The sequence below is a fragment of the Bacillus sp. FSL K6-2869 genome, assembly GCF_040869405.1.
Lineage (GTDB): Bacteria > Bacillota > Bacilli > Bacillales > Bacillaceae > Bacillus > Bacillus altitudinis.
In genome coordinates, this window is the sequence record NZ_CP152035.1 from 744,211 (window position 1) to 769,976 (window position 25,766).

At 43.2% G+C, this 25,766-nt stretch carries 21 protein-coding genes; 17 read left to right on the top strand and 4 right to left on the bottom strand.

What is annotated here, in order from left to right; translation table 11 throughout:
• Positions 1 to 106 precede the first annotated feature (106 nt).
• Positions 107 to 532 carry a MerR family transcriptional regulator gene (locus tag MHI58_RS03665; protein ID WP_017366797.1) on the top strand — a complete coding sequence of 142 codons (426 nt, stop codon included), beginning with the start codon at positions 107 to 109 and terminating at the stop codon, positions 530 to 532.
• Positions 533 to 792: 260 nt separating this feature from the next.
• The gene (locus MHI58_RS03670) at positions 793 to 1,983 is read left to right on the top strand and encodes an MFS transporter (protein WP_251185451.1); all 1,191 of its coding nucleotides are present in this window, start codon (positions 793 to 795) and stop codon (positions 1,981 to 1,983) included.
• A gap of 46 nt (positions 1,984 to 2,029) precedes the next feature.
• Here the strand turns inward: MHI58_RS03670 and MHI58_RS03675 are convergent, their stop codons facing one another.
• On the bottom strand, positions 2,030 to 3,583 hold the full coding sequence (locus tag MHI58_RS03675; RefSeq protein WP_024718592.1) for an ABC-F family ATP-binding cassette domain-containing protein: 1,554 nt from the start codon (positions 3,581 to 3,583) through the stop codon (positions 2,030 to 2,032).
• A gap of 152 nt (positions 3,584 to 3,735) precedes the next feature.
• Here MHI58_RS03675 and MHI58_RS03680 point away from each other — a divergent pair, with 152 nt between their 5' ends.
• A complete protein-coding gene (locus tag MHI58_RS03680) occupies positions 3,736 to 4,878 on the top strand; it encodes a DEAD/DEAH box helicase (protein ID WP_045034456.1) in 1,143 nt (380 codons plus the stop codon).
• A 36-nt stretch (positions 4,879 to 4,914) separates the two neighbouring features.
• On the opposite strand, the gene MHI58_RS03685 is transcribed toward MHI58_RS03680, so the two are convergent.
• Both MHI58_RS03685 and MHI58_RS03690 read right to left on the bottom strand, forming a co-directional pair.
• Positions 4,915 to 5,919, bottom strand: coding sequence for an NADP-dependent oxidoreductase (locus MHI58_RS03685; RefSeq protein ID WP_045034457.1), 1,005 nt, complete (start codon positions 5,917 to 5,919; stop codon positions 4,915 to 4,917).
• A gap of 121 nt (positions 5,920 to 6,040) precedes the next feature.
• Positions 6,041 to 6,418 (bottom strand): YfmB family protein, encoded by a 378-nt coding sequence (locus tag MHI58_RS03690; RefSeq protein WP_045034516.1) that lies wholly within the window; start codon positions 6,416 to 6,418, stop codon positions 6,041 to 6,043.
• 221 nt (positions 6,419 to 6,639) lie between these two features.
• Between MHI58_RS03690 and MHI58_RS03695 the strand changes: the two genes are divergently transcribed.
• The 12 genes from MHI58_RS03695 to MHI58_RS03750 all read left to right on the top strand — a co-directional run bounded on the left by MHI58_RS03695 (position 6,640) and on the right by MHI58_RS03750 (position 23,318).
• Complete coding sequence (locus MHI58_RS03695; RefSeq protein ID WP_017360406.1) at positions 6,640 to 6,987, top strand: general stress protein; 348 nt, start codon at positions 6,640 to 6,642, stop codon at positions 6,985 to 6,987.
• A gap of 934 nt (positions 6,988 to 7,921) precedes the next feature.
• The gene (locus MHI58_RS03700) at positions 7,922 to 8,578 is read left to right on the top strand and encodes a class I SAM-dependent methyltransferase (protein ID WP_008343184.1); all 657 of its coding nucleotides are present in this window, start codon (positions 7,922 to 7,924) and stop codon (positions 8,576 to 8,578) included.
• A gap of 517 nt (positions 8,579 to 9,095) precedes the next feature.
• Positions 9,096 to 9,821 carry a GTP cyclohydrolase II gene (locus MHI58_RS03705; protein WP_017360404.1) on the top strand — a complete coding sequence of 242 codons (726 nt, stop codon included), beginning with the start codon at positions 9,096 to 9,098 and terminating at the stop codon, positions 9,819 to 9,821.
• Between the two features lie 32 nt (positions 9,822 to 9,853).
• Complete coding sequence (locus MHI58_RS03710) at positions 9,854 to 10,657, top strand: SUMF1/EgtB/PvdO family nonheme iron enzyme (protein WP_024718589.1); 804 nt, start codon at positions 9,854 to 9,856, stop codon at positions 10,655 to 10,657.
• Between the two features lie 4 nt (positions 10,658 to 10,661).
• Positions 10,662 to 12,419 (top strand): WD40 repeat domain-containing protein, encoded by a 1,758-nt coding sequence (locus tag MHI58_RS03715; RefSeq protein WP_035391378.1) that lies wholly within the window; start codon positions 10,662 to 10,664, stop codon positions 12,417 to 12,419.
• A 281-nt stretch (positions 12,420 to 12,700) separates the two neighbouring features.
• Positions 12,701 to 13,783, top strand: coding sequence for a bifunctional diaminohydroxyphosphoribosylaminopyrimidine deaminase/5-amino-6-(5-phosphoribosylamino)uracil reductase RibD (ribD, locus tag MHI58_RS03720; protein WP_255816938.1), 1,083 nt, complete (start codon positions 12,701 to 12,703; stop codon positions 13,781 to 13,783).
• A 116-nt stretch (positions 13,784 to 13,899) separates the two neighbouring features.
• Positions 13,900 to 16,593, top strand: coding sequence for an exosporium glycoprotein BclB-related protein (locus MHI58_RS03725; RefSeq protein WP_368004378.1), 2,694 nt, complete (start codon positions 13,900 to 13,902; stop codon positions 16,591 to 16,593).
• A gap of 142 nt (positions 16,594 to 16,735) precedes the next feature.
• Complete coding sequence (locus MHI58_RS03730; RefSeq protein WP_045034458.1) at positions 16,736 to 18,331, top strand: sensor histidine kinase; 1,596 nt, start codon at positions 16,736 to 16,738, stop codon at positions 18,329 to 18,331.
• Positions 18,332 to 18,334: 3 nt separating this feature from the next.
• Positions 18,335 to 19,033 carry a response regulator gene (locus tag MHI58_RS03735; RefSeq protein WP_045034459.1) on the top strand — a complete coding sequence of 233 codons (699 nt, stop codon included), beginning with the start codon at positions 18,335 to 18,337 and terminating at the stop codon, positions 19,031 to 19,033.
• Between the two features lie 4 nt (positions 19,034 to 19,037).
• Complete coding sequence (locus tag MHI58_RS03740; protein WP_045034460.1) at positions 19,038 to 20,015, top strand: tripartite tricarboxylate transporter substrate-binding protein; 978 nt, start codon at positions 19,038 to 19,040, stop codon at positions 20,013 to 20,015.
• Between the two features lie 191 nt (positions 20,016 to 20,206).
• Positions 20,207 to 21,505, top strand: coding sequence for a citrate:proton symporter (locus tag MHI58_RS03745; protein WP_017366804.1), 1,299 nt, complete (start codon positions 20,207 to 20,209; stop codon positions 21,503 to 21,505).
• A gap of 181 nt (positions 21,506 to 21,686) precedes the next feature.
• Positions 21,687 to 23,318, top strand: coding sequence for a M14 family metallocarboxypeptidase (locus MHI58_RS03750; protein ID WP_045034461.1), 1,632 nt, complete (start codon positions 21,687 to 21,689; stop codon positions 23,316 to 23,318).
• Between the two features lie 73 nt (positions 23,319 to 23,391).
• Here MHI58_RS03750 and MHI58_RS03755 read toward each other — a convergent pair whose 3' ends face one another.
• Positions 23,392 to 23,877, bottom strand: coding sequence for a phenolic acid decarboxylase (locus MHI58_RS03755; protein WP_008341777.1), 486 nt, complete (start codon positions 23,875 to 23,877; stop codon positions 23,392 to 23,394).
• Positions 23,878 to 23,990: 113 nt separating this feature from the next.
• On the opposite strand from MHI58_RS03755, the gene MHI58_RS03760 reads away from it, so the two are divergent.
• Positions 23,991 to 24,548 carry a PadR family transcriptional regulator gene (locus MHI58_RS03760; RefSeq protein ID WP_045034462.1) on the top strand — a complete coding sequence of 186 codons (558 nt, stop codon included), beginning with the start codon at positions 23,991 to 23,993 and terminating at the stop codon, positions 24,546 to 24,548.
• A gap of 104 nt (positions 24,549 to 24,652) precedes the next feature.
• Entirely contained in the window at positions 24,653 to 25,759 is a 1,107-nt protein-coding gene (locus tag MHI58_RS03765) for a nitric oxide synthase oxygenase (RefSeq protein WP_045034463.1), read from the top strand.
• Positions 25,760 to 25,766 lie beyond the last annotated feature (7 nt).

Genomic DNA, 25,766 nt, shown 5'->3' on the forward strand with positions numbered 1-25,766 from the left:
TCTGCATCAAACCTCAATAGAAATCAAGTGATCAAACATTAACGTTTACGTTAAGGTCATAAAGGTGTATAATAAAACATGAATTGATGAGCAGGAGGCACTGGTGATGGAATGGATGAAAATTGATCAAGTGGCGAAAAGAAGCGGTCTGACGAAACGGACCATTCGTTTCTATGAAGAGATTGGTTTATTATCAGCACCAAAGCGGACAGAGGGCGGTGTCAGACTTTACTCAGAGGATGACATGGAAGAACTGGAGAAAGTGATGCAGGCCAAAGAAGTACTTGGCTTTTCTTTACAAGAGCTTCAATCGTTTATGGAAATCGGAAAACAGCTTGAGCTGAATAAAGAAGGCTACTTGCTGTCACTTGACCCGAAGGAACGATTAGAGAAACTGTTAGATATTGATGCGCAGCTGACTGTGCAGCATCAATTGATTACAAAAAAGCTAGAAACGATTCAATCCTTTAAAAAGGATCTTGAAATGATGAAAGAAAGAGCGGCTCATGCCATTGAGCAATTACAAAAATAAACACCTCAGCGTGTTTATTTCAGCGTGTAGACAAACCCTCGCATTCTTTGTCAGTCCTGCGTGCCGGTGCTCACGAATGACAAATTCGCTCCGCGCCAGTACTCGTCCTTCCTAGACTGCAAAGGTTTTCTATCACGCTGAAAAAAGAAGACAAAGGGCTAAAATAAAGTTCATTTTAGCCCTTTGTCAACAAAATAAAATAAACACCTCAGCGTGTTTATTTTATTTTGTTAAACAACTGTAGGAAAGGTTCTGATGGAATGAAGGAAGAAGAAGTGTTGAAACAGCGTACGAGTCTGCTTAGACAGCCAAAGGCCGTCTGGGCGGTGGCCTTTGCTTGTGTGATTTCATTTATGGGGATAGGACTTGTGGACCCGATTTTGCCTGCCATTGCATCACAATTAGATGCATCTCCAAGTCAGGTCTCTCTTTTGTTTACGAGCTACTTACTTGTGACTGGCTTTGTGATGTTTTTTACCGGTTTTATTTCTAGTCGTATTGGTGCCAAATGGACGTTATTATTAGGACTCATCTTTATTATTGTTTTTTCTGCTTTAGGCGGTACTTCTTCAACCATTAATGAATTAATTGGTTTTAGAGGCGGATGGGGCATTGGGAATGCCTTATTTATTTCAACGGCATTATCAGTGATTGTCGGTGTGTCTGTTGGCGGAAGTGCGAAAGCCATCATTTTATATGAGGCGGCACTAGGTCTTGGGATTTCTGTTGGGCCGCTCCTTGGCGGTGAGCTTGGAACGATCTCTTGGCGCGGGCCATTCTTTGGTGTGGCAGTGTTAATGCTCGTTGCTCTTTTAGCCATTACCTTTATGCTGCCACCTATGCAAAAGCCGCAGAAAAAGGTGAAGTTATTTGAAGCTGTTGGAGCCTTGAAATATAAGGGGCTTTTAACGATGGCATCTGCTGCTTTCTTATATAACTTTGGATTCTTTGTTCTTCTAGCTTATTCGCCATTTGTGCTTCATCTGGATGAGCATGGTCTTGGCTATGTCTTTTTTGGATGGGGATTATTTTTGGCTGTGACATCTGTCTTCTCAGCGCCGGTCATTCATCGCAAATTGGGTACATTAACAGCTCTTGTTGTTCTCTTTGCTTCGTTTGCTGTGATTTTATTCGGCATTGGAATATGGACATCACATGTGGTCGTGGTCATTTGCGGTATTGTCATTGCTGGGGGAATCCTCGGCATGATCAATACGGTGCTTACGACGGCTGTGATGGGATCAGCTCCTGTTGAGCGTTCAATTGCATCATCTTCATACAGTGCTGTACGATTTATTGGTGGTGCGATTGCGCCTTGGATTGCGGGAGTACTCGCTGAAACTTACACAGCAAGCACCCCTTATTATGTAGGGGCGGCTGTCGTTCTGTTAGGCATGATCATCCTGCTAATTGGCCGGAAACATCTCATCAATATTCAAGCAGGTCATTAAATAGAAAAAGCCTTATATCTGCATGAGATATAAGGCTTTTTTGTGATTATAATACTTTGGTTGTCCAAGATTCACAATTCCAAGTTTCAGTGGCCACATCTTGATAAAATTCAGGTTCGTGGGAAATCAATAGGACGCTGCCTTTATATTCTTTTAACGCGCGCTTTAATTCTTCTTTGGCATCGACATCCAAGTGGTTTGTCGGCTCATCGAGAACAAGTAGATTGGTTTCTTCATTGATCAGCTTACAAAGGCGGACCTTCGCTTTTTCACCACCACTTAAAACAGACACACGGCTTTCAATATGTTTTGTCGTTAAACCGCATTTGGCAAGGGCAGCTCTGACTTCATATTGTGTGTATGATGGGAAGGTGCTCCACACCTCTTCGATACAAGTGTTGCTGTTTTGTTCTTTTACTTCTTGTTCAAAGTAGCCAATATGCAGGAATTCTCCGCGTTCCACCTCACCAGAAAGGGGGGAGATTTCTCCAAGAAGACTTCGGAGCAGTGTCGTTTTTCCGATACCGTTGGCACCGTATAATGCAATTTTCTGCCCGCGTTCCATTTTTAAATTCAATGGACGAGAGAGCGGTTCGTCATACCCAATGACTAAATCCTTCGTTTCAAAAATCAATTTCCCTGATGTGCGTGCAGGTTTAAAGTGGAATTCTGGTTTTGGTTTTTCTGCCGCTAATTCAATCATGTCCATCTTATCGAGTTTCTTTTGACGAGACATCGCCATATTTCGAGTGCTGACACGTGCTTTGTTTCTCGCGACAAAATCCTTTAATTCAGCCACTTCTTGCTGCTGCCTTTTATACGCTGCCTCTAGTTGCTGCTTTTTCACTTCGTACACTTGTTTAAATTGATCATAATCACCAACGTATCGCGTGAGTTCTTGATTTTCGACATGATAAATCAAGTTAATGACACTGTTTAGGAACGGAATATCATGTGAAATGAGGATAAACGCATTTTCATATTCCTGCAAATAGCGCTTCAGCCACTCAATATGCTGTTCATCTAAATAGTTGGTCGGCTCGTCAAGAAGAAGAATTTCAGGCTTCTCTAACAGCAATTTCGCAAGCAGTACTTTTGTACGCTGTCCGCCGCTCAGCTCTGTCACATCACGATCGAGCCCGAGATCTGTTAACCCAAGACCTCTTGCAATTTCCTCTACCTTGGAATCAATGATATAAAAATCATTGTTCGTCAGGGCATCCTGAATGACGCCTACTTCTTCTAAAAGCTTTTCCAGCTCATCAGGATCTGCTTCACCCATTTTTTCGTAAATGTCATTCATTGCGGCTTCCATTGAGAATAAATAATGGAATGCATCTTGAAGGACTTCACGAATGGTTCTTCCTTTTTCAAGCACGGTATGCTGATCGAGGTAGCCGACACGGACATTTTTTGCCCATTCGACTTTTCCTGCATCTGGCTCAAGCTTGCCAGTAATAATATTCATAAACGTTGACTTTCCTTCACCGTTGGCGCCGATCAAGCCGACATGCTCGCCTTTTAATAACCGGAAGGAGACTTCGTGGAAAATGGCTCTGTCGCCAAAGCCATGACTTAAATCTTTAACAGATAATATCATTTTTTACACCTCAAATAGATTCAAAACGGCTAGTGCCTCTCATGATTATATCGAACTGTCCGGCTCGATAAAAGCATCAAAAGAAAAATTGCGTTTCAAAGCTGATTTTGAGATACTTAAGGATAGATTGAATGAGGATAAAGGAGATCAACATGACGGAAAATTGGGCATTTTTGAAAGAAGCAAAGCCATTTATTCAAAAGAACTTTGAAGCGGCTGGCTTTGAGAAGCCAACAGCGATACAAGAACAAACAGCAGAGTGGATTACGGAAAAACGCGATGTGATCGCAGAATCACCGACTGGAACAGGGAAGACACTTGCGTATGTTCTGCCGCTTTTAAATAAAATTGATGTGAGTATCAAACACCCGCAAGTCTTAATCTTGGCACCTTCAAGAGAGCTTGTGATGCAAATTTTTGATGTCGTGCAAGAATTCAAACAAGGTTCAGACATCAAAGCTATTTCCTTAATAGGTGGGGCAAACATCAAGAAGCAGCAGGAAAAGCTAAAAAAACACCCGAATATCGTGGTGGCGACACCGGGTCGCGTACAAGAGTTAATCAAAATCAAGAAACTGAAAATGCACGAAGTGAAAACGATCGTGTTAGACGAGGCAGACCAGCTTCTTGTCCCAGAGCATATGAAAACGATCCAAGCGATCATTAAATCCACATTAAAAGAAAGACAAATCCTTTGTTTCTCTGCGACGTTGAAAGAGGAAACCGTTCAACTGATCAAAGACATTGCATCTGAACCAGAGGTATTGAGAATTAGCAGAAGCCAAGAAGAAGCGCAGAAGGTAGGGCATTATTACCTGTTATGTGATCAGCGTGACAAGGTGAAATTACTGCAAAAGCTATCACGGCTTGAGGACATGCAGGCACTCGTCTTTGTGCGAGATATTACGAATTTGAGCATTTATGCAGAAAAATTAGCGTATCACCATGTCGACCTTGGTGTGCTTCACAGTGAAGCGAAAAAAGCAGAGCGAGCTATCATCTTAAAGGAATTTGAACAGCGTGAATTTCCGCTTCTTCTTGCAACAGATATCGCAGCAAGAGGGATCGATATTGAAGATCTGCCTTACGTAATCCATGCCGACCTGCCAAACGAAGAAGGCTATATCCACCGTTCAGGCAGAACCGGCCGCGCAGGAAAAGAAGGGGCTGTTATCAGCCTAGTCACATCTCAAGAGCATTCAATGCTTAAAAAAATGGCGAAAAAGCTAAATCTTTCGCTTCAGGAAATTGTTTATAAGCAAGGTCAGCTGCACCTTGCGCCCAAGCAAGCATAAAAAAAGGACCCTGCCGTTTGGCGGGTCCTTTTTGTGTTATGAAATTTTGACAAGTTGTTTTCCGACATTTTCCCCTTTGAATAGTCCAAGGAATGCATCTGGAATATGGTCAAAACCTTCGATAATGGTTTCTTTGTAAGTCAGTTTGTCTTCTTTTACCCATTGTGCGAGATCTTTTGCCGCCTCTTCAAAACGATCAGAGTAGTTGGCAACAATGAAGCCCTGCATCAATGCACTTGTTTTAATGAGTTTTGTTTGCACACGAGGGCCAATGTCTTCGCTTGCACTAATGTTATAAGAAGAAATGGCGCCGCAGACTGGAATACGTGCAAAACGGTTCAAATGATTCATCACAGCATCAGAGATTTCGCCGCCCACATTGTCAAAGTACACATCGACACCGTTTGGACAGGCTTTTGCAATGGCTTCATCTAAATCATTTGTTGTTTTATAATTAATGGTTTCATCAAAGCCCAGTTCTTTTAAATAAGCCAGCTTATCATCAGATCCGGCAATTCCAACGACGTGGGCACCTTTGATTTTAGCGATCTGTCCGACAACAGAACCAACGGCACCTGCGGCTCCAGAAATGACAACAGTTTCGCCTTCTTTTGGCTGACCAATCGCAAGAAGTCCAAAATAGGCGGTTTGTCCTGGCATGCCCAAAATCCCTAAGTAATAAGATAGCGGCGCAATGGATGGATCAATTTTTGTCAGAGACTCTGCTTTGGCAGTAGAATATTCCTGCCAGCCAAGGAATCCAAGTACAAAATCACCTTTCTCAAATTGAGGAGATTTGGACTCGACGACTTCTCCGACCACTCCACCCTGGATCACTTCATTGAGTTTAAACGGAGGTGTATAGGATTTTGTATCTTGCATTCGTCCTCTCATGTAAGGATCTACAGACACATATTTCGTTTGAATCAAGACTTCGCCATCTTGCGGCGTTGGTATATCAACTGTTTCAAAATGAAAAACATCTTTAGTAGGTAACCCTTTTGGACGTTTTGCTAATTGAATTTGTTTTTGTTGACTCATGTCAAATCCTCCCTTTCACTTGCAACCTAGATTTACATTAACATGATGCTTCTTTTCGTTCAAAACATACGGTCTTTTCCAAGCACATACAAAAAAGCAGCCACCATCTAAAAGAAGGGGACTACTTTTTTTGAAGAGAGACAGAAAGGAGCGGCGGGAGACAACCAAACAGTTGATACTCATCCGCATCACGTTCTTTTAATAAATATTCATTTGCATTTTGAATGGAGGCTTTCATCATATCGTGCGTCACAAAAGGAAAAAGGATATTTAAATATGAGGACAACAGGTCTTGTGGATCTTGTTCGATTGACTCGATATCTCCAATGTTAATAATAATAGAAAAGAGATAATCGATGCAGATGTGAAAGTGCTGTTCAGCAAACAAAGTAAGCGGCTTTGCTTTTGATTCTTCAGGATTCCATTTTTGAAAAAGCTGTTTCACCAAATCACTGACAACCCATGCATTAAACTGCTGCTCAGCTGAAAAATAATACATCAGCTCCACCCCATTTCTAGCCTCCAGTATAAGAATTGTACAACAAATGACAAGGAATGAATACAATTTTTCAGAAAATTTAGTCATTTTTACAGTCTTTTTGTCAAAAATAAGTCCATAGACGCATTAAGTTCACAGAGTAAAATGGATGTGCTGGAGGAAGGTTTAATGACAAAAGTGACGGGTAAAAGATTCGTAAGACGTTAAAGGAGGAATAATAAATGAAACCTGTTGTAAGAGAGTATTCAAATGATGAAACACTTCAAAGAGATGTGGAGCAATTAAAACAACTCGGTGTTGCAAGAGAGGACATTTATGTTCTGTCCCATGACGATGATCGAACTGAGCGTATTGCAAGTAACACAGATGCCAATACGATAGGTCCAAAAGAAGTTGGACTCAAGCATGCGGTTGGAAACATCTTTAGCAAAAAGGGAGATGAACTCCGCAATAAGATTCACGAAATTGGTTTCTCAAAAGAAGAAGCTGAGACATTTGAAGAACATTTAGACGAAGGAAAAGTTCTTCTCTTTGTGACTGACCATGAAAAAGTGAAAAATTGGGCATAAACGCCATTGTAAAAAGCCTCTTACTTTTGTAAGGGGCTTTTTTTCATGCTGCGATAATTAAAATCTATCATCTGTCTTTTTTACTATAATAAGAAAGGTTGAAAAATTGGGATAAACAGTAAAATGTCTAATTGAAAATATAGAAATATCAAAGGATACCATCAAAAAAATGAAAAAAGTAGTGAAAATATCACAAAAAACCATTCGGGAAATAATTATGATATCTTTATTTTTATTTCAAAATGAAATAAAAATCTTGTGTAATTTAGTAGATAAATTTCTTAGTTCTATTGGTTTAAGTTGTATTTTTGTGTAGAAATAAGTGTTTTAAGGTCAAAAAACCACGAAATATACCTGTATTTTCAATTAGAAAATCATTCTAATGTTTAGGAAATAATTTGTTGACAAAATAATCTAAAAACAATATATTTGGCTTAATCAAGTCATTATGGAAGTAGTTGTTAAATTTTCGATAGGTGGATTTCAGGATCAATTCGGTAAATGATGATGCATTAAGACCTAAGGGAGAGCGCTTCTGAGGCAGAGCGATACTGAAGAAATATCTATTAGACAAAAAAGAATAGATGAAAGATAGCTTAGAATGGTAGATTCGTCTTTCTACTATGCCTATTTCTCAATGATATTGTTCAAGGTATTCAGAGGATCATCATAAAGAAAGCGCTTTCTTAGCGCTGTTAAGGAGGTGAATTCATATGAAGAAAATGTATAACAAACTGAGGCGCTGTAACAGTTGAATGGCTGTGGTTGTATGTGAAGATGAGTGCTGAAAAAGAAGAGTGACATGTGGGATGCTTCTCTCCTTTTTCAGAAAACAGATTTCCTAAAAAATCCATCTTTCATTTTATCATAAGGCTTTTTGCTTGAAAACCACCTTTGTTAGGAAAGGTGATTGTGAATTGAAGGAGGTCACGTGATGAAAAAGGCTTTGTATCATGAAGACAGCGGGTTGTATTTAGAGAAAATGCGCATGGCTTTTCAAGAACACTATGAGCAAAGAACAGATATGTGGTCCACTGATCCATCATTAACAGATGCTGCTGTGATGTCTCTCAAGGCATGGCGTTCCAGGGAAAAGGATGCACTTGCTTCTGTGCTGGATATCGGCTGCGGGAACGGCAGGGCTCTTGAACATTTACAAGGACTGTCGGCATATACCGGCATTGACCTTTATGAGCATGAGGAATGGCAAGGATTAAAGAAGAGAAAAGAGGTTCCTGTCCATTTTTATCATCAAGATTTTATGTCCTGGTCGATGAATCAAGGGCGCGAGCTGACGTTTGATCTGATTTTAGATCATGGCTGCTTTCACCATCAGCACCCTGATGACCACGAACGATACTTAAAGCAGATTTCCTCGCTGCTTCATGAAGGTGGTGTGTTTTCCCTTGTTGTATGGGGAGAAGAGTGGAAAACAGGCTTAATCGGAGAAGATGGACGCTTCCATTTTTCATTCTCAGATACTCAGCTTGGAGAAAAGATTTGTACATCAGGACTTGAGCTCGTTTCGATTACACCATTACAAGCGAAGGCTGGGATCAGCCAGCATCATGTCATTGCTGTCAAAATCTAGTGCAAAGGAGGATAAACGCGATGTTTGATGTGATGGTTCTTGGTGCATACCTAGGCGGGTGTCATGCTTCAATCAATGTAGCTGAATTGAAGTACGGACTATTCATCCAATCAAAGGGTACAACCGGATGACGTGCATTTGAAGGACCAGAGCTTCTAGTAAAGGAGAAAGCAGCTCGAAGCTAGCAGAGATATTCTTTTAGAGAAAGAGCATGTCAGTTTCCATTCAAGAATCATCCAATGGTGTTGCTCTCTTACAGAGAATACAGCGTATGAAGCTCGATTTCTGCTCCTTTGTACTGGACAAGTGACAGTCTAAAAAGAGTCTTTATGAAAGGTACTGATGGATGATTGGCATCGCACATCTATTCAGCCAGTATGACAGGAAATTTCTCCTGAGCCATGATTCTAGCTGGAACCGGTGCTCAGGATGCAAAGGGAGTGCATACACATATTCATCACGCCATCACTGCGCTGAGAGAGTTCAATGGGGTGCAGTGATGAATAGGGGGAGACAAATGAACAAGTTTGTAGCTGAACTACAATCAATGATTCATCATTTTACATTTCAAGAAAAACACTATTTGCTCGTGGGGCCAGTGAACCTGCCGATCTCTATTGAACATGAAGAAGTGCAGTTTACATGGTATGCCTTTGCGTCTGTAGAAGCTGATACAACGCCAACGGTTGAGTCTATTGTACAAATGAGTACCGAGCAGCAAACATTTTCCTCTTGTCTCCTTTTTGGCGACTTTGAAAATGAAGTGCCGCCGCTTGTGCGAATTCATAGTGTCTGCCAAACAGGGGATGTGTTTGGGTCACTGAAATGTGATTGCGGTCCACAGCTTGCATCATCGCTAAAAAAAATCACCGATTACGGAAAAGGCATGCTTGTGTATATGGCCAATCAAGAAGGGCGCTCTATTGGGCTAATGGCCAAAGCCTTCACGTATAAATTACAGGAAATGAAACTGGATACATTTGAGGCGAACAGGTTGATCGGCTGCGGAGATGATGATCGGCATTACGAGGAAGCAGCGGCTGTCTTGCACTATTTAAACAAAGGGAAACCATTGCATCTCTTAACCAATAATCCAGATAAAGTCGATTCCATTGCTGCTTACGGCCTTCCGGTTTTACGGTTTGATCATACGGTAGAAGCCTCTCTCTATAATGAGGCGTATTTAAAGGCAAAAGCAGCATCAGGGCATATGGTCGATGAGAAGAAATTAATTAATCAGTAGATGAGTTTATTTAAAGAAGGCGGGAGAAAAGCGTGAAACCTGATATCAATTGGATTCAAATCCCAAGCGGCTATGCGACGATTGGAAGTAATGAAGAAGATATGAAAAAGGCATCAGAATTTTGGAAGGACAAACTTCTGAATCCAGCCTATGGCCGTGAGAAAAAATTTCAAAAATGGCTGTACAAAGAATTTCCATCTTATCAGCCGTATATGAGCGAATTTTTCATTTCAGATACGGTCGTCACCAATGAATGGTATCAAAGCTATTGCGACGAGACAGGAAAGCCTTATCCAGAGAGCTTGACGAACCTAGAACTTGGCGGGGGAAAAGACCATCCAGCTTGGGGCATGGACATCGAGGAAGCTTTCTCATTTTGTCAGTGGCTGAGCGGGAAGCTTGGATATGAGGTATCGATCCCTACTGAGGAAGAATGGGAATATGCTGCCAGGGGTAATACGAGACATCAATATCCTTGGGGAGATGAGTTTGATCCCTCTTACTGTAATACGCACGAATCAAATATTGAAAAAACGACACCTGTCCGTCATTACGAAAAAGGAAGATCTCTATTTGGACTATATGATATGGGTGGCAATGTCGAAGAATGGGTCAACACCAAGTATCACATATATGAAGGCGGAATTGAGGTTGTAGATGATTTAACCGAGACACTCGGCAGTGATTACTACATTTTAAAAGGTGGCTCCTTCGCAAGAGGCGGAGATTTATGCAGAGTCGCAAGAAGACACGGGAAACACCCAGACCCTGTTTTTCGATTTACTGGTTTTCGTGTAGTTACTCGTCAAAAACAACATATAAAGGTGGGAGTGTAAAACCATGCATAGAGGACCGATTACATCCGTTTTATCAACTCAGCATGACCAAATTGTCTACACAGGTGGCTATGACCGCTGTATTTATAAATGGGACCGTGCCACGGGAGAAGGAACATTCATTGGTAGTCACGAGCATATCATCAACTCTTTATCCCTTTCGGAAAATGGAACGTATTTAGCGAGTGCATCGTCAGACTATACCATTCAATTATATGATACTAGCACACATACAAGAATTCGTACGCTATATGGTCATGCGGATGACGTGGAAGCTGTCGCATTTGCAAAGCAGGATACGCTTCTTGTATCGGTGTCCAGAGACAGAAGATGCTTAGTTTGGGATATTGAAACGGGAGCCATTTTAAGAGAATTTCATGGACATAGCAAGGATGTATTAGCTGTATGGATTCATGAGGATAAAGCTTATACAACTGGTGACGATGGCTATGTCCTTGTATGGCTCTATGAAACAGGAGAAATTGTAGGTGAAATTGGCCCGTTTGATTATGAGCTGGATACCATCAGCGGCAGCAATCAAAAAGAAGTATTCGCCCTTGGTAGAGACGATGGCACAGTTATCATTTATGATGCCGCTACATTACAGGAGAAAAAAATCATTAAAGCTCATTTACAAGGTGTGAAACGTGTGAATTTTTCTCCGAGCGGTAACTACTTGCTTACAGCGGGTTATGACCATTTAATTAAGCTGTGGAATTATGAAACCGGTGATTTAATTGATACGCTGCTGCCTCATAAATATCAATGGGAGCGCTCGCTTGTTTGGACAGAAGACGAGCAGGCCATTTTAGGAGCCAGCTTTGGGAAAACGTATTGTGAATGGTCAATTCAAGAAGGAAAAGTGATCTCTGATGAGCAGGAATTGGCGACACCTTCTATTAATGATATTGCGTTGACTGAAGCGGGTGATATTATCACTGCATCAGATGACGGAAAATTCAGAAAGAATGGAATCGAAATCGCAAAATCAACAGGTGTTCTCACAAATGGAGTGGCTGTTGCACGGGATGGAAGCTATTATGCATGGGGCGATCATGCGAGTCAGGTGCATATTGTACACGAGTCATTGCAGCAAATGGTCTCTTTTGATCTCAACACAGGTCCTGTCAATAGTGTGTATTTTCATGAAGAGGATCGTCAATTTTATATCGGCACTTATGGCGGTTATGTGCATGTCATTTCGACAGAACACTTAAAGGAAATCGGCCGTTCTAAAGCACATGATTGCGCGGTCAAAGCATTAAAGGTAGAAGGAGATCATATCATCACAGCGGCAGTTGAAGGAACCATCTGTCTTCTCGATAAAAAGAGTTTGTCCTTAACAGCAGAATATATCGGGGCGACAGAGCTGTTAAATGATGTATTTATTGATAGCAAAAGAGATCGTATTGCCATTGTCAGCCGTGATAAAAACGTCCGATTGTTTGATTTGCATACAGGCAGAATTTTAAATCAGCACAACGAGCATCAATATTCCATTAAATCCATCACTGTGACAGACTCTGGCTATATTGTGAGCGGAGACTATTGGGGGTATATTGTGGTCTGGAATCCAGAGCTAGATGTCAATACAGGTCCGATTCGAATTGCTAAGAATGGCATTAGTGCTATTAGACAACTAGGAAATGATGTGTATGCAAGCTCATATGACGGTGGTATTTATCATATTCGAGAAGATGGCACACATACGGAAGTACTGCGCTTATTTGAACAATTTCCGAAAGAAGTAATCTCTCATTAAGAAAAAGAATGTAAGCGGGGGATTCTCATGATAAGTGTTTGCAAGGAACATATGAAAAAAGGTCTGACTGTACTCAATTGTCCGCATGTGCTCCTCATTAATAAATATGAATGTCGCAAATGCTGTTTTTGTAAACAACGAGCATCATATAAACTGTTTTATTCCTTGCCTTACTATGATCGATCTGAAAAGAAACGGCTTGAGAAAGTATAGCACATGAGAATAGAACTCCTTCATTTTCTGAAGGAGTTCTTTCCCTTGAGAGAAGAAAGGAGCCCGAGATGAAAGACGATGTTTTTTATATGAAGCTGGCGATTGCCAACGCGAAGGCGATGAAAGGACAAACCTCACCCAATCCGCTTGTTGGTGCAGTGATTGTTCAGAGCGGTGAGATTGTTGGGATTGGTGCGCACATGAAGGCTGGCGAGCCTCATGCTGAAATTCATGCGCTGCAAATGGCAGGAGAAAAGGCGAAGGGAGCTGACATGTATGTGACACTCGAACCTTGTACACATCACGGAAAAACAGGCCCTTGCACCGAAGCGATCATCAAAAGTGGTGTGAAGAAAGTGTTGATTGCCACCCAAGATCCGAATCCGGTTGTTGCAGGAAAAGGAATTGCCTTTTTGAAAAAGGCTGGAATTGAAGTGGAGCAAGGTATATGTAAACACGAAGCAGATCGTTTAAATGCTCCTTTTTTTCATTTGATGCAAACAAACCTTCCTTATGTCATCTTAAAATCAGCTATTTCGATAGATGGGAAAATTGCCACGGCTGATCAAGAAAGCAAATGGATCACTGGAATAGAAGCGAGAACAGAAGTGCAGCGCTTACGTCAAGAAGTAGATGCGGTGCTGACAGGAGTGGAAACGATTATTCAAGATGATGCCGGCTTAATTGTAAAGGATTCATTCAACCATCAGCCCATTCGTGTCATTTTAGATTCAACATTAAGGATACCGCTTCATGCCAAATGCTTAACAGATCATAGGGCAGAAACCATAATTTGTACATCACAAGATTATGATCATCAAAAGTATCAACAGTTGATACAAAAAGGTCATCAAGTATTTGTCACAAGCGGAGAACACCGGACAGATCTTCAGGATGTGTTACACCTGTTGAAGAAGCGCTCTGTGATGTCAGTGCTTGTAGAGGCAGGGGGCAGTGTGAGTGCGTCATTTTTAGAAGCATCACTTGTGAACGAAGCTGTTATCTATATGGCACCTTTATTAATCGGAGGGAAAGATGCACCTACTTTTTTTGAAGGAGAAGGTGTGAAGAAACTAAAAAAGGCGATCCGTCCAGCGGATATTGAATATAGTATGGTAGGAAAAGATTTGAAAATGACGATGACATTTTAACGATGGAGAGAGGTCCTTGCACGCAGAGTGCAAGACCTTTCAAATTTTTTGATAAAAATAAAATTGTACATACACCTTTATCGATCATGATGAATACGATGGATGGGGGTGATTCTATGAGAAAATGTAGACAATGCGGAAAGATATACCCAACTCATTCGACAGACCACTACCAAAAAGGAAGCTGGTATGATGCGTATAAGGATGATGGCTGGGAATGTGATAGTTGTAAGAAAGGTAAATCAGACAAACCAAGGAAACCAGTAAAAAATCCATGCTGCGGAAAAGATCCTTGTGTGTGTGTCATTCAAGGACCGCCAGGGGGAAGAGGAAGAAGAGGCCCAGCAGGTCCGGCGGGTCCAGTGGGTCCAGTAGGCCCTGCGGGTCCAGCAGGAGCAACGGGCGCAACGGGCGCCACCGGTGTAGGCTTAACCGGTATCGTGGCATTTGATCCAGCGGATGCCCCAACCTATCCAGAAGGTCAAGTGGTGACATTTGATGGAAGTACGTATGTGGCGAATACAGCTTCACCAACAGGTACGCCAGGTACGTCTCCAGATTATACATTGTTAGCAGCTGCGGGAGATACGGGCGCCACGGGTGCCACAGGAGCAACAGGAACAGGAGCGACCGGTGCTACAGGAGATACCGGCGCAACCGGAGCGACCGGAGCCACAGGAGGTACGGGTGCCACAGGAGCCACAGGAACAGGAGCGACCGGTGCTACAGGAGATACCGGCGCAACCGGAGCGACCGGAGCCACAGGAGGTACGGGTGCCACAGGAGCAACAGGAACCGGAGCGACCGGTGCTACAGGAGATACCGGCGCAACCGGAGCCACCGGAGATACGGGTGCCACAGGAGCCACAGGAACAGGAGCGACCGGCGCTACAGGAGATACCGGCGCAACCGGAGCGACAGGAGCCACCGGAGATACGGGTGCCACAGGAGCAACAGGAACCGGAGCGACCGGTGCTACAGGAGATACAGGCGCAACCGGAGCGACAGGAGCCACCGGAGATACGGGTGCCACGGGAGCCACAGGAACCGGAGCGACCGGCGCTACAGGAGATACAGGCGCAACCGGAGCGACAGGAGCCACCGGAGATACGGGTGCCACGGGAGCCACAGGAACCGGAGCGACCGGCGCTACAGGAGATACAGGCGCAACCGGAGCGACAGGAGCCACCGGAGCCACGGGTGCAACGGGAGCGACCGGAGCCACAGGAGCAACAGGAGATACAGGTGCAACCGGAGCCACGGGTGCAACGGGAGATACAGGAGCGACTGGAGTAACCGGAGCCACGGGTGCAACGGGAGCGACCGGAGCCACAGGAGCAACAGGAGATACAGGTGCAACCGGAGCCACGGGTGCAACGGGAGATACAGGAGCGACTGGAGTAACCGGAGCCACAGGAGCAACGGGAGATACAGGAGCGACCGGAGTAACCGGAGCCACAGGTGCAACGGGAGATACGGGAGCGACCGGAGTAACCGGAGCCACAGGTGTAACGGGAGATACAGGAGCGACTGGAGTAACCGGAGCCACAGGTGCAACAGGAGATACGGGAGCGACCGGAGTAACCGGAGCCACAGGTGTAACGGGAGATACGGGAGCGACCGGAGTAACCGGAGCCACAGGTGCAACAGGAGATACGGGAGCGACCGGAGTAACTGGAGCAACAGGTGCAACAGGAGATACGGGAGCGACTGGAGTAACCGGAGCCACAGGTGCAACAGGAGATACCGGAGCCACCGGAGTAGGGTTAGCTGGTATTTTGGCATTTGACCCAGCAACAGCTCCAACCTATCCAGTAGGTCAAGTGGTGACATATGAAGGTGGAACTTATATCGTAAATACAGCACCACCAACTGGCACACCAGATACGTCTCCAGATTATACGTTATTGGCAGCCGCAGGTGTGACAGGCGCCACGGGAGATACAGGAGCGACCGGAGTAACCGGAGCCACAGGTGTAACGGGAGATACGGGAGTAACCGGAGCGACCGGAGTAACCGGAGCTACAGGAGCTACGGGAGATACAGGAGCGACCGGAGTAACCGGAGCCACGGGTGCAACGGGAGATACAGGAGCGACTGGAGTAACCGGAGCCACAGGTGTAACGGGAGATACGGGAGCGACTGGAGTAACCGGAGCCACAGGTGCAACGGGAGATACGGGAGCGACTGGAGTAACCGGAGCCACAGGTGTAACAGGAGATACGGGTGCAACAGGGGCTACAGGAACAGGTGCCACGGGAGCAACCGGTGCAACAGGCGTCACAGGTGCGACAGGATCAAGTGCGATTATTCCATTTGCATCTGGTACGCCAGCTGTTTTAACCACAATCGCAGGCGGTCTCGTTGGAACATCTAGCTTGGTCGGATTCGGTAACTCGGCGACAGGTGTCAGTATTGTAGGAGGAATCATTGATTTAACCGGAGCAGCAGGAACATTGTTAAACATGGCATTCTCCGTTCCAAGAGCTGGAACCATTACGTCATTTGCCGGCTATTTTAGCACGACTGCAGCCCTTTCTTTAGTTGGCACGAGTATTACTGTAACTGCTAGTCTGTTTGCTTCACCGACACCAAATAACAGCTTCACTCAAGTAGCGAGCGTCACATTGGCTCCAGCGTTAACCGGGATTTTAACGCTAGGGGCTATTACAAACGGCATCGCTACTGGTTTAAATGTACCAGTCACACCAGAAACAAGATTACTTGTCGTATTCTCGGCATCAGCTACAGGTCTTTCTTTAGTGAATACTGTAGCAGGCTATGCAAGTGCTGGTTTATCCATCACGTAATAGGCCACACAGGGATGACTCAATACTGAGTCATCCTTTTTTGTCTGTGTGAATTTTCTCTTAACTTCATGAGAAAAAATGATATGATTTTCTTAGAGTCTATTCGGGTGAATCTACTGAATTAGGGGTTGTGGCGGTGAGGATGGGCAAAAGGAAAGTCACTTTACAAACAAAAATTTTGGGGTTAATTATTGGTCTTTTACTTGTTGTTATTGCCTTATTGACCATTTGTTTTGGTTTTTTGCAGACATCAGAAAGGCAGAGCCAAGCTGAACAGCTGGCGGTGCAAACTGCTAGAACGATATCTTATATGCCGCCCATTAAAACATCGGTGGCCACGGGAGATTCGCAAAATGAAGAGCAGGCTGTGCTTGAACAAATGAAGGAGCAAGTAAGAGCGCATGCCATTTTTATTACAAATCAAAAAGGAAAGGTTCTTTTTCATACGAATCATGAGGATGTAGGGAAAACCATCAGTGTGTCGGAAGGAAGAAGTACACTGCTATTTGGAGGAACTTCCATATCAACGGGTGATTCTGATGGTGAAACCGTTGTCAGAGGCAGTGCCCCGATTATGAAAGAAACAGGCAGTCATGAAGAAATTATTGGGACCGTCAGCGTCGAATTTTTAAAAAGAGATATCGATCAAGCGACAGCTCATCAACTATTCAAATTAAGTTATATTGCCCTTCTTGTGCTCTTGCCTGGGGTATTTGGAGCGATTTTTTTAACAAGGAGTATTCGAAAAGATATATTAGGGCTTGAACCGCATGAAATTGCTTCATTATATCGAGAAAGAGAAGCGATGCTGCATGCGATTAAAGAGGGAATCATTGCATTTGACCGTAAAGGTGCCATTACGATGATGAATACGTCAGCTGAACAGATGCTACGCGTCTCTTCAACGCTGCCTCTTCATATTGATCAAGTGTTGCCAAATGCCAATCTTCTATCCTATCTAAAAGAAGAGATGATAAAACCTAACATAGAATCAGTCGTCAATGATAAAACCTTCGTGTTAAATGTCAAAAAAGTGGTGCAGGACAATCGAGTATTTGGAGGAATTGTGAGCTTTAGGGAGAAAACCGAGCTGACAAAGCTGCTGGATACATTGACAGAGGTCAGTCAATATTCAGAAGACCTTAGAGCACAAACACACGAATTTTCGAATAAGCTGTACGCTATTTTAGGCTTGCTTGAGTTGAAACAAGTGGATGAAGCCATTGAGTTAATTAAAGAAGAGTATACACTTCAAAATCGCCAGCATGATTTACTCATGAAGCAAATTCGCTCTCCGAAGATACAAGCCATTTTACTTGGGAAGTTAGGAAAGGCATCTGAGAAAAAGGTTCATTTTCACATTGATGAAAATAGTTCATTGGAGCCGCTCCCAGCCCACTTGAGTTTATCTCACTTTATCACCATCATTGGCAATCTCGTAGACAATGCGTTTGAGGCTGTATTGAATAAGGAGAAAAGAGAAGTCAGCTTGTTCATCACAGATATTGGATTTGATATTATCATAGAGGTATCTGATTCAGGGGACGGTGTAGATGAAGGAGCCATTTCACAACTTTTCACAAGAGGACATTCATCAAAGGGAGAAGGGCGAGGTTATGGACTTGCCAATGTCAAAGAAGTGCTAGATGAACTTGGGGGCTGGATTGAAGTTGCGAACCAAAAAGAAGGCGGTGCCATCTTCACTGTTTACATACCGAAAGGCACAAAGGGGGAATAGGTTGTGATCAAGGTACTCATTGCGGAGGACGATTTTCGAATCGCTGCGATTCATGAATCTTATATACAAAAGGTACAAGGCTTTCAAGTTGCCGGCAAGGCAAAGAGTGCAAAGGATCTGTGGGGGGCACTTCAAAAAGAACAAGTGGATCTCATTTTACTTGATGTCTACATGCCTGATGAGCTCGGCACGAACCTTTTGCCGCTGTTAAGAGAGCGCCATCCTGAAGTGGATGTGATCATTATCACGGCTGCAACGGAAACGATGCTGTTAAGAGACGCACTGCATTATGGAGTGGTTCATTATTTAATCAAACCAGTGACCGCCCAAAAATTCACGCAGGTTTTAACCGAATATAAAGAGAAGAGAGAGTTAATCAATTCAAAAGATGAAGTCAATCAAACGATGATTGATCTGTTTTTTGGTCAAATACAGGAAGAATCGCAGCAAAAGGATGAGCGAGACTTGCCAACAGGCATTAATTCACTGACTTTGGACAAAGTGAAAACATTCATGACAGCAGAGATGAACGGAATTACAGCGGAAGAACTCGGAGAAAAAATGGGCGCATCACGTACAACAGCAAGACGATACGTAGAGTATCTTGTGACAACGGGAGAATGCCGGGCAGAGCTGGCGTATGGAATCATTGGTAGACCAGAACGAAAATATTATCCCGCCAAAAAACAAACGGAGTCATAAAAAAATGAAAAAAGGAATACTCCTACTCATTTTGGTCTGCCTTTGTACAACGCTCACCTTTAATGAAAAAACAGCAAAAGATTCTTTCCTGGAGCACAGCCCATTATACATTGTGGTATCAGGTGTACCTGATGGCGGATTTGACCAAACAGCTCAAGTGATGAAAACCGTGCTAGAACAAGAAAAGCTAGTGGAAGAGCCTGTGCATATTCTTTATCAAAGAGGCGGAACGGTTGATAAAGGATGGACCTATATGATGGAGCGAGATGCCAATTATATCAGTTTAAATTCAAGCTTATTATTAAGCCGTAATTTGCTGGGCAGCAGTAACGTGACCATGAATGATGTCACCCCGCTCGCTATTCTTGCGGAAGAGTGGCAGGTAGTCGCAGTGCCAGTTGATTCTCCTTTCTCAGATGGAAAGGAGCTATTACACGCATTAAAAAAGAAACCAGATTCCTTAAAAATTGGGTTTGCCCCGGATTTTGGAAATGATGATCAAATATCATTTGCACGGGCTGCCGAAATGGCAGGGATTGATCCATACCGCATTCAGTTTTTGAAATTTGATAGTGCAGATGATTTATTTCAAGCGCTCATTGACCATGAGGTAGATGCGGCAACTACGACCATTACAGAGGTTCGCCATGATTATGAAAAGAAAAGACTGAAGCTCGTCGCAACCACAACGAATCAGCGTTTAGAGGGATTTAAAGACGTGCCCACTTGGAAAGAACAGGGGATTCCGCTCATCTTCTCTCATTGGCGTGGTGTGATGGGACCAAAGCAAATGAATCAGCACGACATTCGAGCATGGGATCAACTTCTTCAAAAAATGACGCAAACGAAGTCATGGAAAAAGCAGTTAAAACAAAAAGGCTGGACAGGCCGTTATATGAACAGTAAAGAAGCAAAGATCTATATGGAAGATCAATTAAGGCGTTATGAGCAATTTATACAAGGAGAACAAGCGGTCAAATGAGACCGCTTTTTTTCATGTAACCAACAAACAACAACGATTGCACAAAATGAACAAAAAGCATTTATCGACCAAAAAAGAATTAAAATTCATAATATTTACTTCAATTCAGGCGTCAGATATCATGACAGAAAGGGTTGGAAATGGGATACCAACATTTAATGAAAGCGTATACAACATAAGGGGTGAACGAAATGTTAGCGATCTTAGGATTTCTTATGATGATTGTATTTATGGTTTTAATTATGACGAAACGTATGTCTGTTTTAACGGCATTGGTATTAACACCGATTGCATTTGCTCTTATTGCAGGTTTTCATTTTACAGAAATTTCAGACATGATTGTCAAAGGTGTACAGCAAGTTGCACCAACGGCGGTCATGATCATGTTTGCCATTTTGTACTTCGGGATTATGATTGATGCAGGTTTATTCGATCCAATGGTGGCGAAAATTTTAAAGATCGTCAAAGGCGATCCATTAAAAATTGTTGTCGGAACAGCCGTCCTGACGATGCTTGTCGCACTTGACGGTGATGGAACCACAACGTACATGATTACAACAACAGCCATGCTTCCACTATTTACACTGCTTGGCATTCGTCCGATTATTTTAGCGGGTATTGCCGGAGTCGGCATGGGGATTATGAATACGATACCATGGGGAGGGGCAACACCTAGAGCGGCAAGTGCACTTGGCGTTGATCCATCACTTTTATTTGGCCCGATGATTCCAGTCATTGGCGCAGGGGTTCTCAGTATGATTGTAGTCTCCTATTTTCTTGGAAAATCCGAAAGAAAACGTCTTGGTGTCATTGAGCTAGAACAGCCGATTCATGCAAATGAAATGGCAGCAGCGCTGCAAGATGATATTAAGCGACCGAAACTTTGGTGGTTTAACCTGACACTGACTTTGCTATTGGTTCTCTTGCTTGTGTCTGGAAAAGTAAGCTTAACGGTACTGTTTGTTCTTGCCTTCTGTGTCGCCATTATCGTGAACTATCCGAATTTAGAACAGCAGCGTGAGCGGATTGCGGCTCATTCCACAAATGTTTTGGCGATTGCTTCGATGATTTTTGCGGCAGGTGTTTTTACAGGCATCTTAACTGGGACGAAAATGGTTGATGAAATGGCGATTTCAATTGTTTCGGCTATTCCAGAGCAGCTTGGCGGGTTTATTCCAGTCATTGTTGCGCTAACAAGCGGGATCTTCACATTCTTTATGCCGAATGATGCATACTTTTATGGGGTACTGCCGATCCTATCAGAAACAGCGGCAGCATACGGTGTCGATAAAATTGAGATTGCGAGAGCATCTATCATTGGTCAGCCGATTCATATGTTAAGCCCACTTGTTCCATCGACTCATTTACTTGTTGGACTCGTTGGGGTATCACTAGATCAGCATCAGAAATTTGGCATGAAATGGGCGGTTCTTGCAGTCGTCGCCATGACAGTGATGGCGGTTCTAATTGGGGCCATTTCGATCTGGTAATGAGAAGAGTGTCTGCTGCTCATGCAGGCGCTCTTTTTTAGGTCCTATTGCAGGGCAACATCCATTCATTTGCCCTATATAAAGACATGCATGATTCCTCCAAAAGATATATTTTTGAAAAATGCTGACACTTTTGCTGTTTTTTTCTTTATAATGCAAATCAACGAAGGGAGAGGATAGCATGTCCAAACAGAAAAGTACCATTCTTTTTGCTGCTGTATGCCTCATGGCAGGAAGTTTGTCGATGGTGACACCAGCTTCAGCGAATGCAGAGACCCCTTATTATGGAAAAAGCTATGAGCAGCCAGCCTCGGTTCAAAAACTGTATCCTGAGCCTGACGAAACGTTTGATACCCCTGCCTTTCAGAAAAAAGGAGAAGCATTTACCACACAAGAAGAGCTTCAAGATTTTTTACGTGACATTGTCAGTAAAAGTCCTTACGCCACGCAGAAACAGATTGGAACATCCATTGAAGGCAGGTCCATTCCAGCCCTCTATTTTACAAAGGATCGCCACATCTCTCCACTGTCAAAAAAGCCAACGATCTGGCTTCAAGCACAAATACACGGAAATGAACCAGCCTCCGGTGAATCTGCCCTTGTCATCGCCAAACGACTAGCAGGTGATGAAGGAGAGCGTATCCTGAGCCATGTCAACGTCATCATTGTTCCAAGAATCAATCCAGATGGTTCTTATGCATTTGACCGCAGGCTTGCAAACGGAATGGATGGCAACCGTGACCACATGACACTAGAATCTCCAGAGCTGACAGCCCTTCATCAAGAATTTAATCGCTTTGCGCCCGAGGTCGTCATCGATGCCCATGAATATGATGTTGGTCAAAAGCAGTTTGAAGACATCGGTGCATCAGGTGCACTCAAGTATCACGATTTGCTGATATTATCCGGTAAGAATTTGAACATTCCTGAAAGCATTCGTTTAACGTCAAATGAATTGTACGTCAACGGAGTGCGTGAAACATTGACGAATAAGGGATTTTCCAACGATTTATATTATACAAACACAAGAGGGAAGGACGGAAAAATCGATCTTTATGAAGGCGGAACTGATGCACGAATTGGCCGAAATGCCCTAGCGCTTTCACCAGCTTTATCCTTTCTTGTAGAAAGTAGGGGGATTGGAATTGGCAGAGAGGACTTTACCCGGCGTGTGGCAGCACAAGTCACCACTCATGAAAAAATCATTGAGACAACAGTGAAGCATGCTAAGCAGGTGAAGCAGCAAATGGTGACGGAGCGGCTGAAACTTGTGAAAAAAGGTCTTCAACCAAATGATGATGATCAAGTAGTCATTCAAGATGCTTTCAAGGCGCCTGTGAACGATTCACTTGAAATGGTGGATATTGAGAAAGGACAAACCACTAATGTCCCGGTACGTTTTCATAGTGCAAGTGATGCGGTTCCTGTCTTAACAAGAGAACGGCCGACAGCTTATCTCATTCTCCCAGGGCATGAAGGGGTAGATAGAAAGCTCAGAACTTTAGGATTAAAAAGTGTGACACTGCCTGTTGGCATGAAAGTGCCAGTTCAAGCCTATGAGGTGACAAAACGAGTGGAAACAAGCAAAACAGATATTCAGCTTGAAACGAGACTGGTTGAAAAGAAACGTCAGCTGCCAAAAGGAACAAAGGTATATGTGACTGCGCAGCCAGAGACCAATTTGCTATCGCTTGCCCTTGAACCAGAATCAAAAGACAGCTATATGTCGTCAGGTTTTATTGCATCGAAAGTAGGCGATGAACTACCAGTTTACCGATTCTTGTTATCTCAAAAGACGTTAGGTATGAAATAAAAAGGGCTAAAATGAAGTAACTTTTTAGCCCTTTGTCAACCATCTAGAAGCGGCACAGTGCGTGCCGCTTTTTCTATTTTCGTCCAGCTCTGATCTCATCGGTCATGCCTTCATACGGTGCTTCTGCGATAATCGTTTCATCGTTTACCCCAGCATGGTGGATGTACGTAATGTCTGCGAATTCTGGTACGACATACTTCGGATAGGTTTCATATTTTTCACGGGATTCTTTCATGAGGTCGATATAGTCATTTTGATAGCAAACGGTGATATCTGGACGTTCATGCACCCATTTTGGGAAGAAAATGACGCCATGCATGCGTTTCTCCTCAGGCATAAAGTTCAAAGACACGTCTGTCCCAGTCGGTTCCGTCCAGGAAACTTTGTATACCCCTTTTGTCAGTTTCACAATATTCACTTCTTGATCACGAACCCAGCGGCCTCCAACCATTCCGCTATGAATGCGGTAATCGATGGTGTGATCGTTTTTAATGTAAATCTCATATTCCCAGCCATTTTCATACGTATAAATCATATGAAGTCCAACGAATTGATCCATGTTTATTCCTTCTTTCAATTAAAATGATGTTGTTTCAAACATGTCATGATTTACATGTTTATTTTAGGGTGTATGGTATACTATTGTCAAAGAATATGCGTTGGAGGCATGTCATGAGAGTACTGAAATATGCCATTCTTGGCTTACTAGATCAGCGTGAGCTGACAGGATACGATATGAAGAAACACTTTGAAGATTCCCTTGGACAGTTTTGGAGTGCGAAGCATAGTCAAATATACCCTGAATTAAAGCGGCTAACAGAAGAGGGTTTTATTGAATTTGATATTCACATACAAGGACAGAAGCTAGAGAAGAAGGTTTATCAAATCACTGATGCAGGAAAAAGAGAACTGCATGAATGGTTAAGGGAAAAAGGCCCGATTCCAGACACAACAAAAGATGAATTTATGTTAAAAACGTTCTTTATCTCATCTATGGATCAAAAAGAAGCGGCCGGTCTGTTCGCACATCAGCTGCTGGAGCGAACAAAGAAAGTAGAGATGCTTGAACAGAAACTGAACGTTTTAACAGAAGAAGATCCATCTGCCCAATCACTGCATTCAACACAATTCGGGCATTATTTAGTGCTGACAAGAGCAATTGAAAGGGAAAAAGGGTATGTTCGCTGGCTCCAAAAGACCCTTGAAGTCATTGATTCATCCTTTGTCTAAGGACAATCGTCGCACGATATGATAAAAAATGGTTTGAAACAAGTGAATTTATCAATAGAAACCGCTACAATGGATATATTCGTATTAAAGTGAGGCGAGTATGTTTGAGTAACCAAGAAGCGTTGTGGAATGAAGCAGAAGCTTTTATTTCTGTATGCTATGAAGAATTAGGCAAGTCAAATGAAGAAAAAGCAGCACGTCTGCATGAAATAAAAAAAGAAATCGAGTCTGACGGTATGTATACTCATACGCAGGAAGAATTAGCTCACGGGGCAAAAATGGCATGGCGCAACAGCAACCGGTGCATTGGGCGCTTGTTTTGGTCAACACTGCATGTGCATGACTGCCGGCACGTGACAACAGAAGATGAGGTGAAAGAGGCACTCTTTCATCATATTGAGTATGCGACAAATGGCGGTAAAATCAAACCGTCCATTACCATCTTCCCACCAGAGAATAAGGGACGGAAGGAAGTCGTTATTTATAATCATCAGCTCGTTCGTTATGCGGGATATGAGTCGGAATATGGCATCATTGGGGACGAGGCATCACTTGAATTAACCAAGTTTTGTGAAGCGCATGGCTGGAAAGGCGAAGGCACGCATTTTGACCTTCTGCCACTTATGTTTCAGCTAAAAGATCAGCCGCCGGTTCTGTATGATCTTCCGAAAGAGATTGTTCAAGAGGTAGAGATCACTCATCCTGAATATGATGGATTCGGTGATTTAGGACTGAAATGGTATGCTGTTCCGATTATTGCTGATATGAAATTAGAAATTGGTGGCATTCATTACAATGCGGCACCCTTTAATGGATGGTATATGGGAACAGAAATTGGCGCACGAAATCTAGCTGACGAAAACCGCTACAATATGTTGAAAAAAGTCGCATCTATTTTAGGGCTCGATACAACAAAAAATTCGTCACTTTGGAAAGACAAAGCCATTGTCGAATTGAATGTCGCGGTTCTGCACTCTTATCGCGAGGCAGGGGTAACCATTGTGGATCACCATACAGCAGCCCATCAATTCAAGCAGTTTGAAAAACAGGAAGAAAAGGCTGACCGTAAGCTGACTGGTGATTGGACATGGCTGATTCCGCCAGTATCACCAGCTGCTACGCATATCTTCCATCGTCACTATGACAATACGATCGTGAAACCGAATTATTTTTATCAGGAAAAACCCTACCACGGGACGGAAAGAGCCTAGCGAAAAG

Excerpts from the sequence above, each read along its gene's own strand:
- MHI58_RS03665 (WP_017366797.1), top strand. The coding sequence starts at position 107 with ATGGAATGGATGAAAATTGATCAAGTGGCGAAAAGAAGCGGTCTGACG.
- MHI58_RS03670 (WP_251185451.1), top strand. The coding sequence starts at position 793 with ATGAAGGAAGAAGAAGTGTTGAAACAGCGTACGAGTCTGCTTAGACAG.
- MHI58_RS03675 (WP_024718592.1), bottom strand. The coding sequence starts at position 3,583 with ATGATATTATCTGTTAAAGATTTAAGTCATGGCTTTGGCGACAGAGCC.
- MHI58_RS03680 (WP_045034456.1), top strand. The coding sequence starts at position 3,736 with ATGACGGAAAATTGGGCATTTTTGAAAGAAGCAAAGCCATTTATTCAA.
- MHI58_RS03685 (WP_045034457.1), bottom strand. The coding sequence starts at position 5,919 with ATGAGTCAACAAAAACAAATTCAATTAGCAAAACGTCCAAAAGGGTTA.
- MHI58_RS03690 (WP_045034516.1), bottom strand. The coding sequence starts at position 6,418 with ATGTATTATTTTTCAGCTGAGCAGCAGTTTAATGCATGGGTTGTCAGT.
- MHI58_RS03695 (WP_017360406.1), top strand. The coding sequence starts at position 6,640 with ATGAAACCTGTTGTAAGAGAGTATTCAAATGATGAAACACTTCAAAGA.
- MHI58_RS03700 (WP_008343184.1), top strand. The coding sequence starts at position 7,922 with ATGAAAAAGGCTTTGTATCATGAAGACAGCGGGTTGTATTTAGAGAAA.
- MHI58_RS03705 (WP_017360404.1), top strand. The coding sequence starts at position 9,096 with ATGAACAAGTTTGTAGCTGAACTACAATCAATGATTCATCATTTTACA.
- MHI58_RS03715 (WP_035391378.1), top strand. The coding sequence starts at position 10,662 with ATGCATAGAGGACCGATTACATCCGTTTTATCAACTCAGCATGACCAA.
- ribD (WP_255816938.1), top strand. The coding sequence starts at position 12,701 with ATGAAAGACGATGTTTTTTATATGAAGCTGGCGATTGCCAACGCGAAG.
- MHI58_RS03725 (WP_368004378.1), top strand. The coding sequence starts at position 13,900 with ATGAGAAAATGTAGACAATGCGGAAAGATATACCCAACTCATTCGACA.
- MHI58_RS03730 (WP_045034458.1), top strand. The coding sequence starts at position 16,736 with ATGGGCAAAAGGAAAGTCACTTTACAAACAAAAATTTTGGGGTTAATT.
- MHI58_RS03740 (WP_045034460.1), top strand. The coding sequence starts at position 19,038 with ATGAAAAAAGGAATACTCCTACTCATTTTGGTCTGCCTTTGTACAACG.
- MHI58_RS03745 (WP_017366804.1), top strand. The coding sequence starts at position 20,207 with ATGTTAGCGATCTTAGGATTTCTTATGATGATTGTATTTATGGTTTTA.
- MHI58_RS03750 (WP_045034461.1), top strand. The coding sequence starts at position 21,687 with ATGTCCAAACAGAAAAGTACCATTCTTTTTGCTGCTGTATGCCTCATG.
- MHI58_RS03755 (WP_008341777.1), bottom strand. The coding sequence starts at position 23,877 with ATGGATCAATTCGTTGGACTTCATATGATTTATACGTATGAAAATGGC.
- MHI58_RS03760 (WP_045034462.1), top strand. The coding sequence starts at position 23,991 with ATGAGAGTACTGAAATATGCCATTCTTGGCTTACTAGATCAGCGTGAG.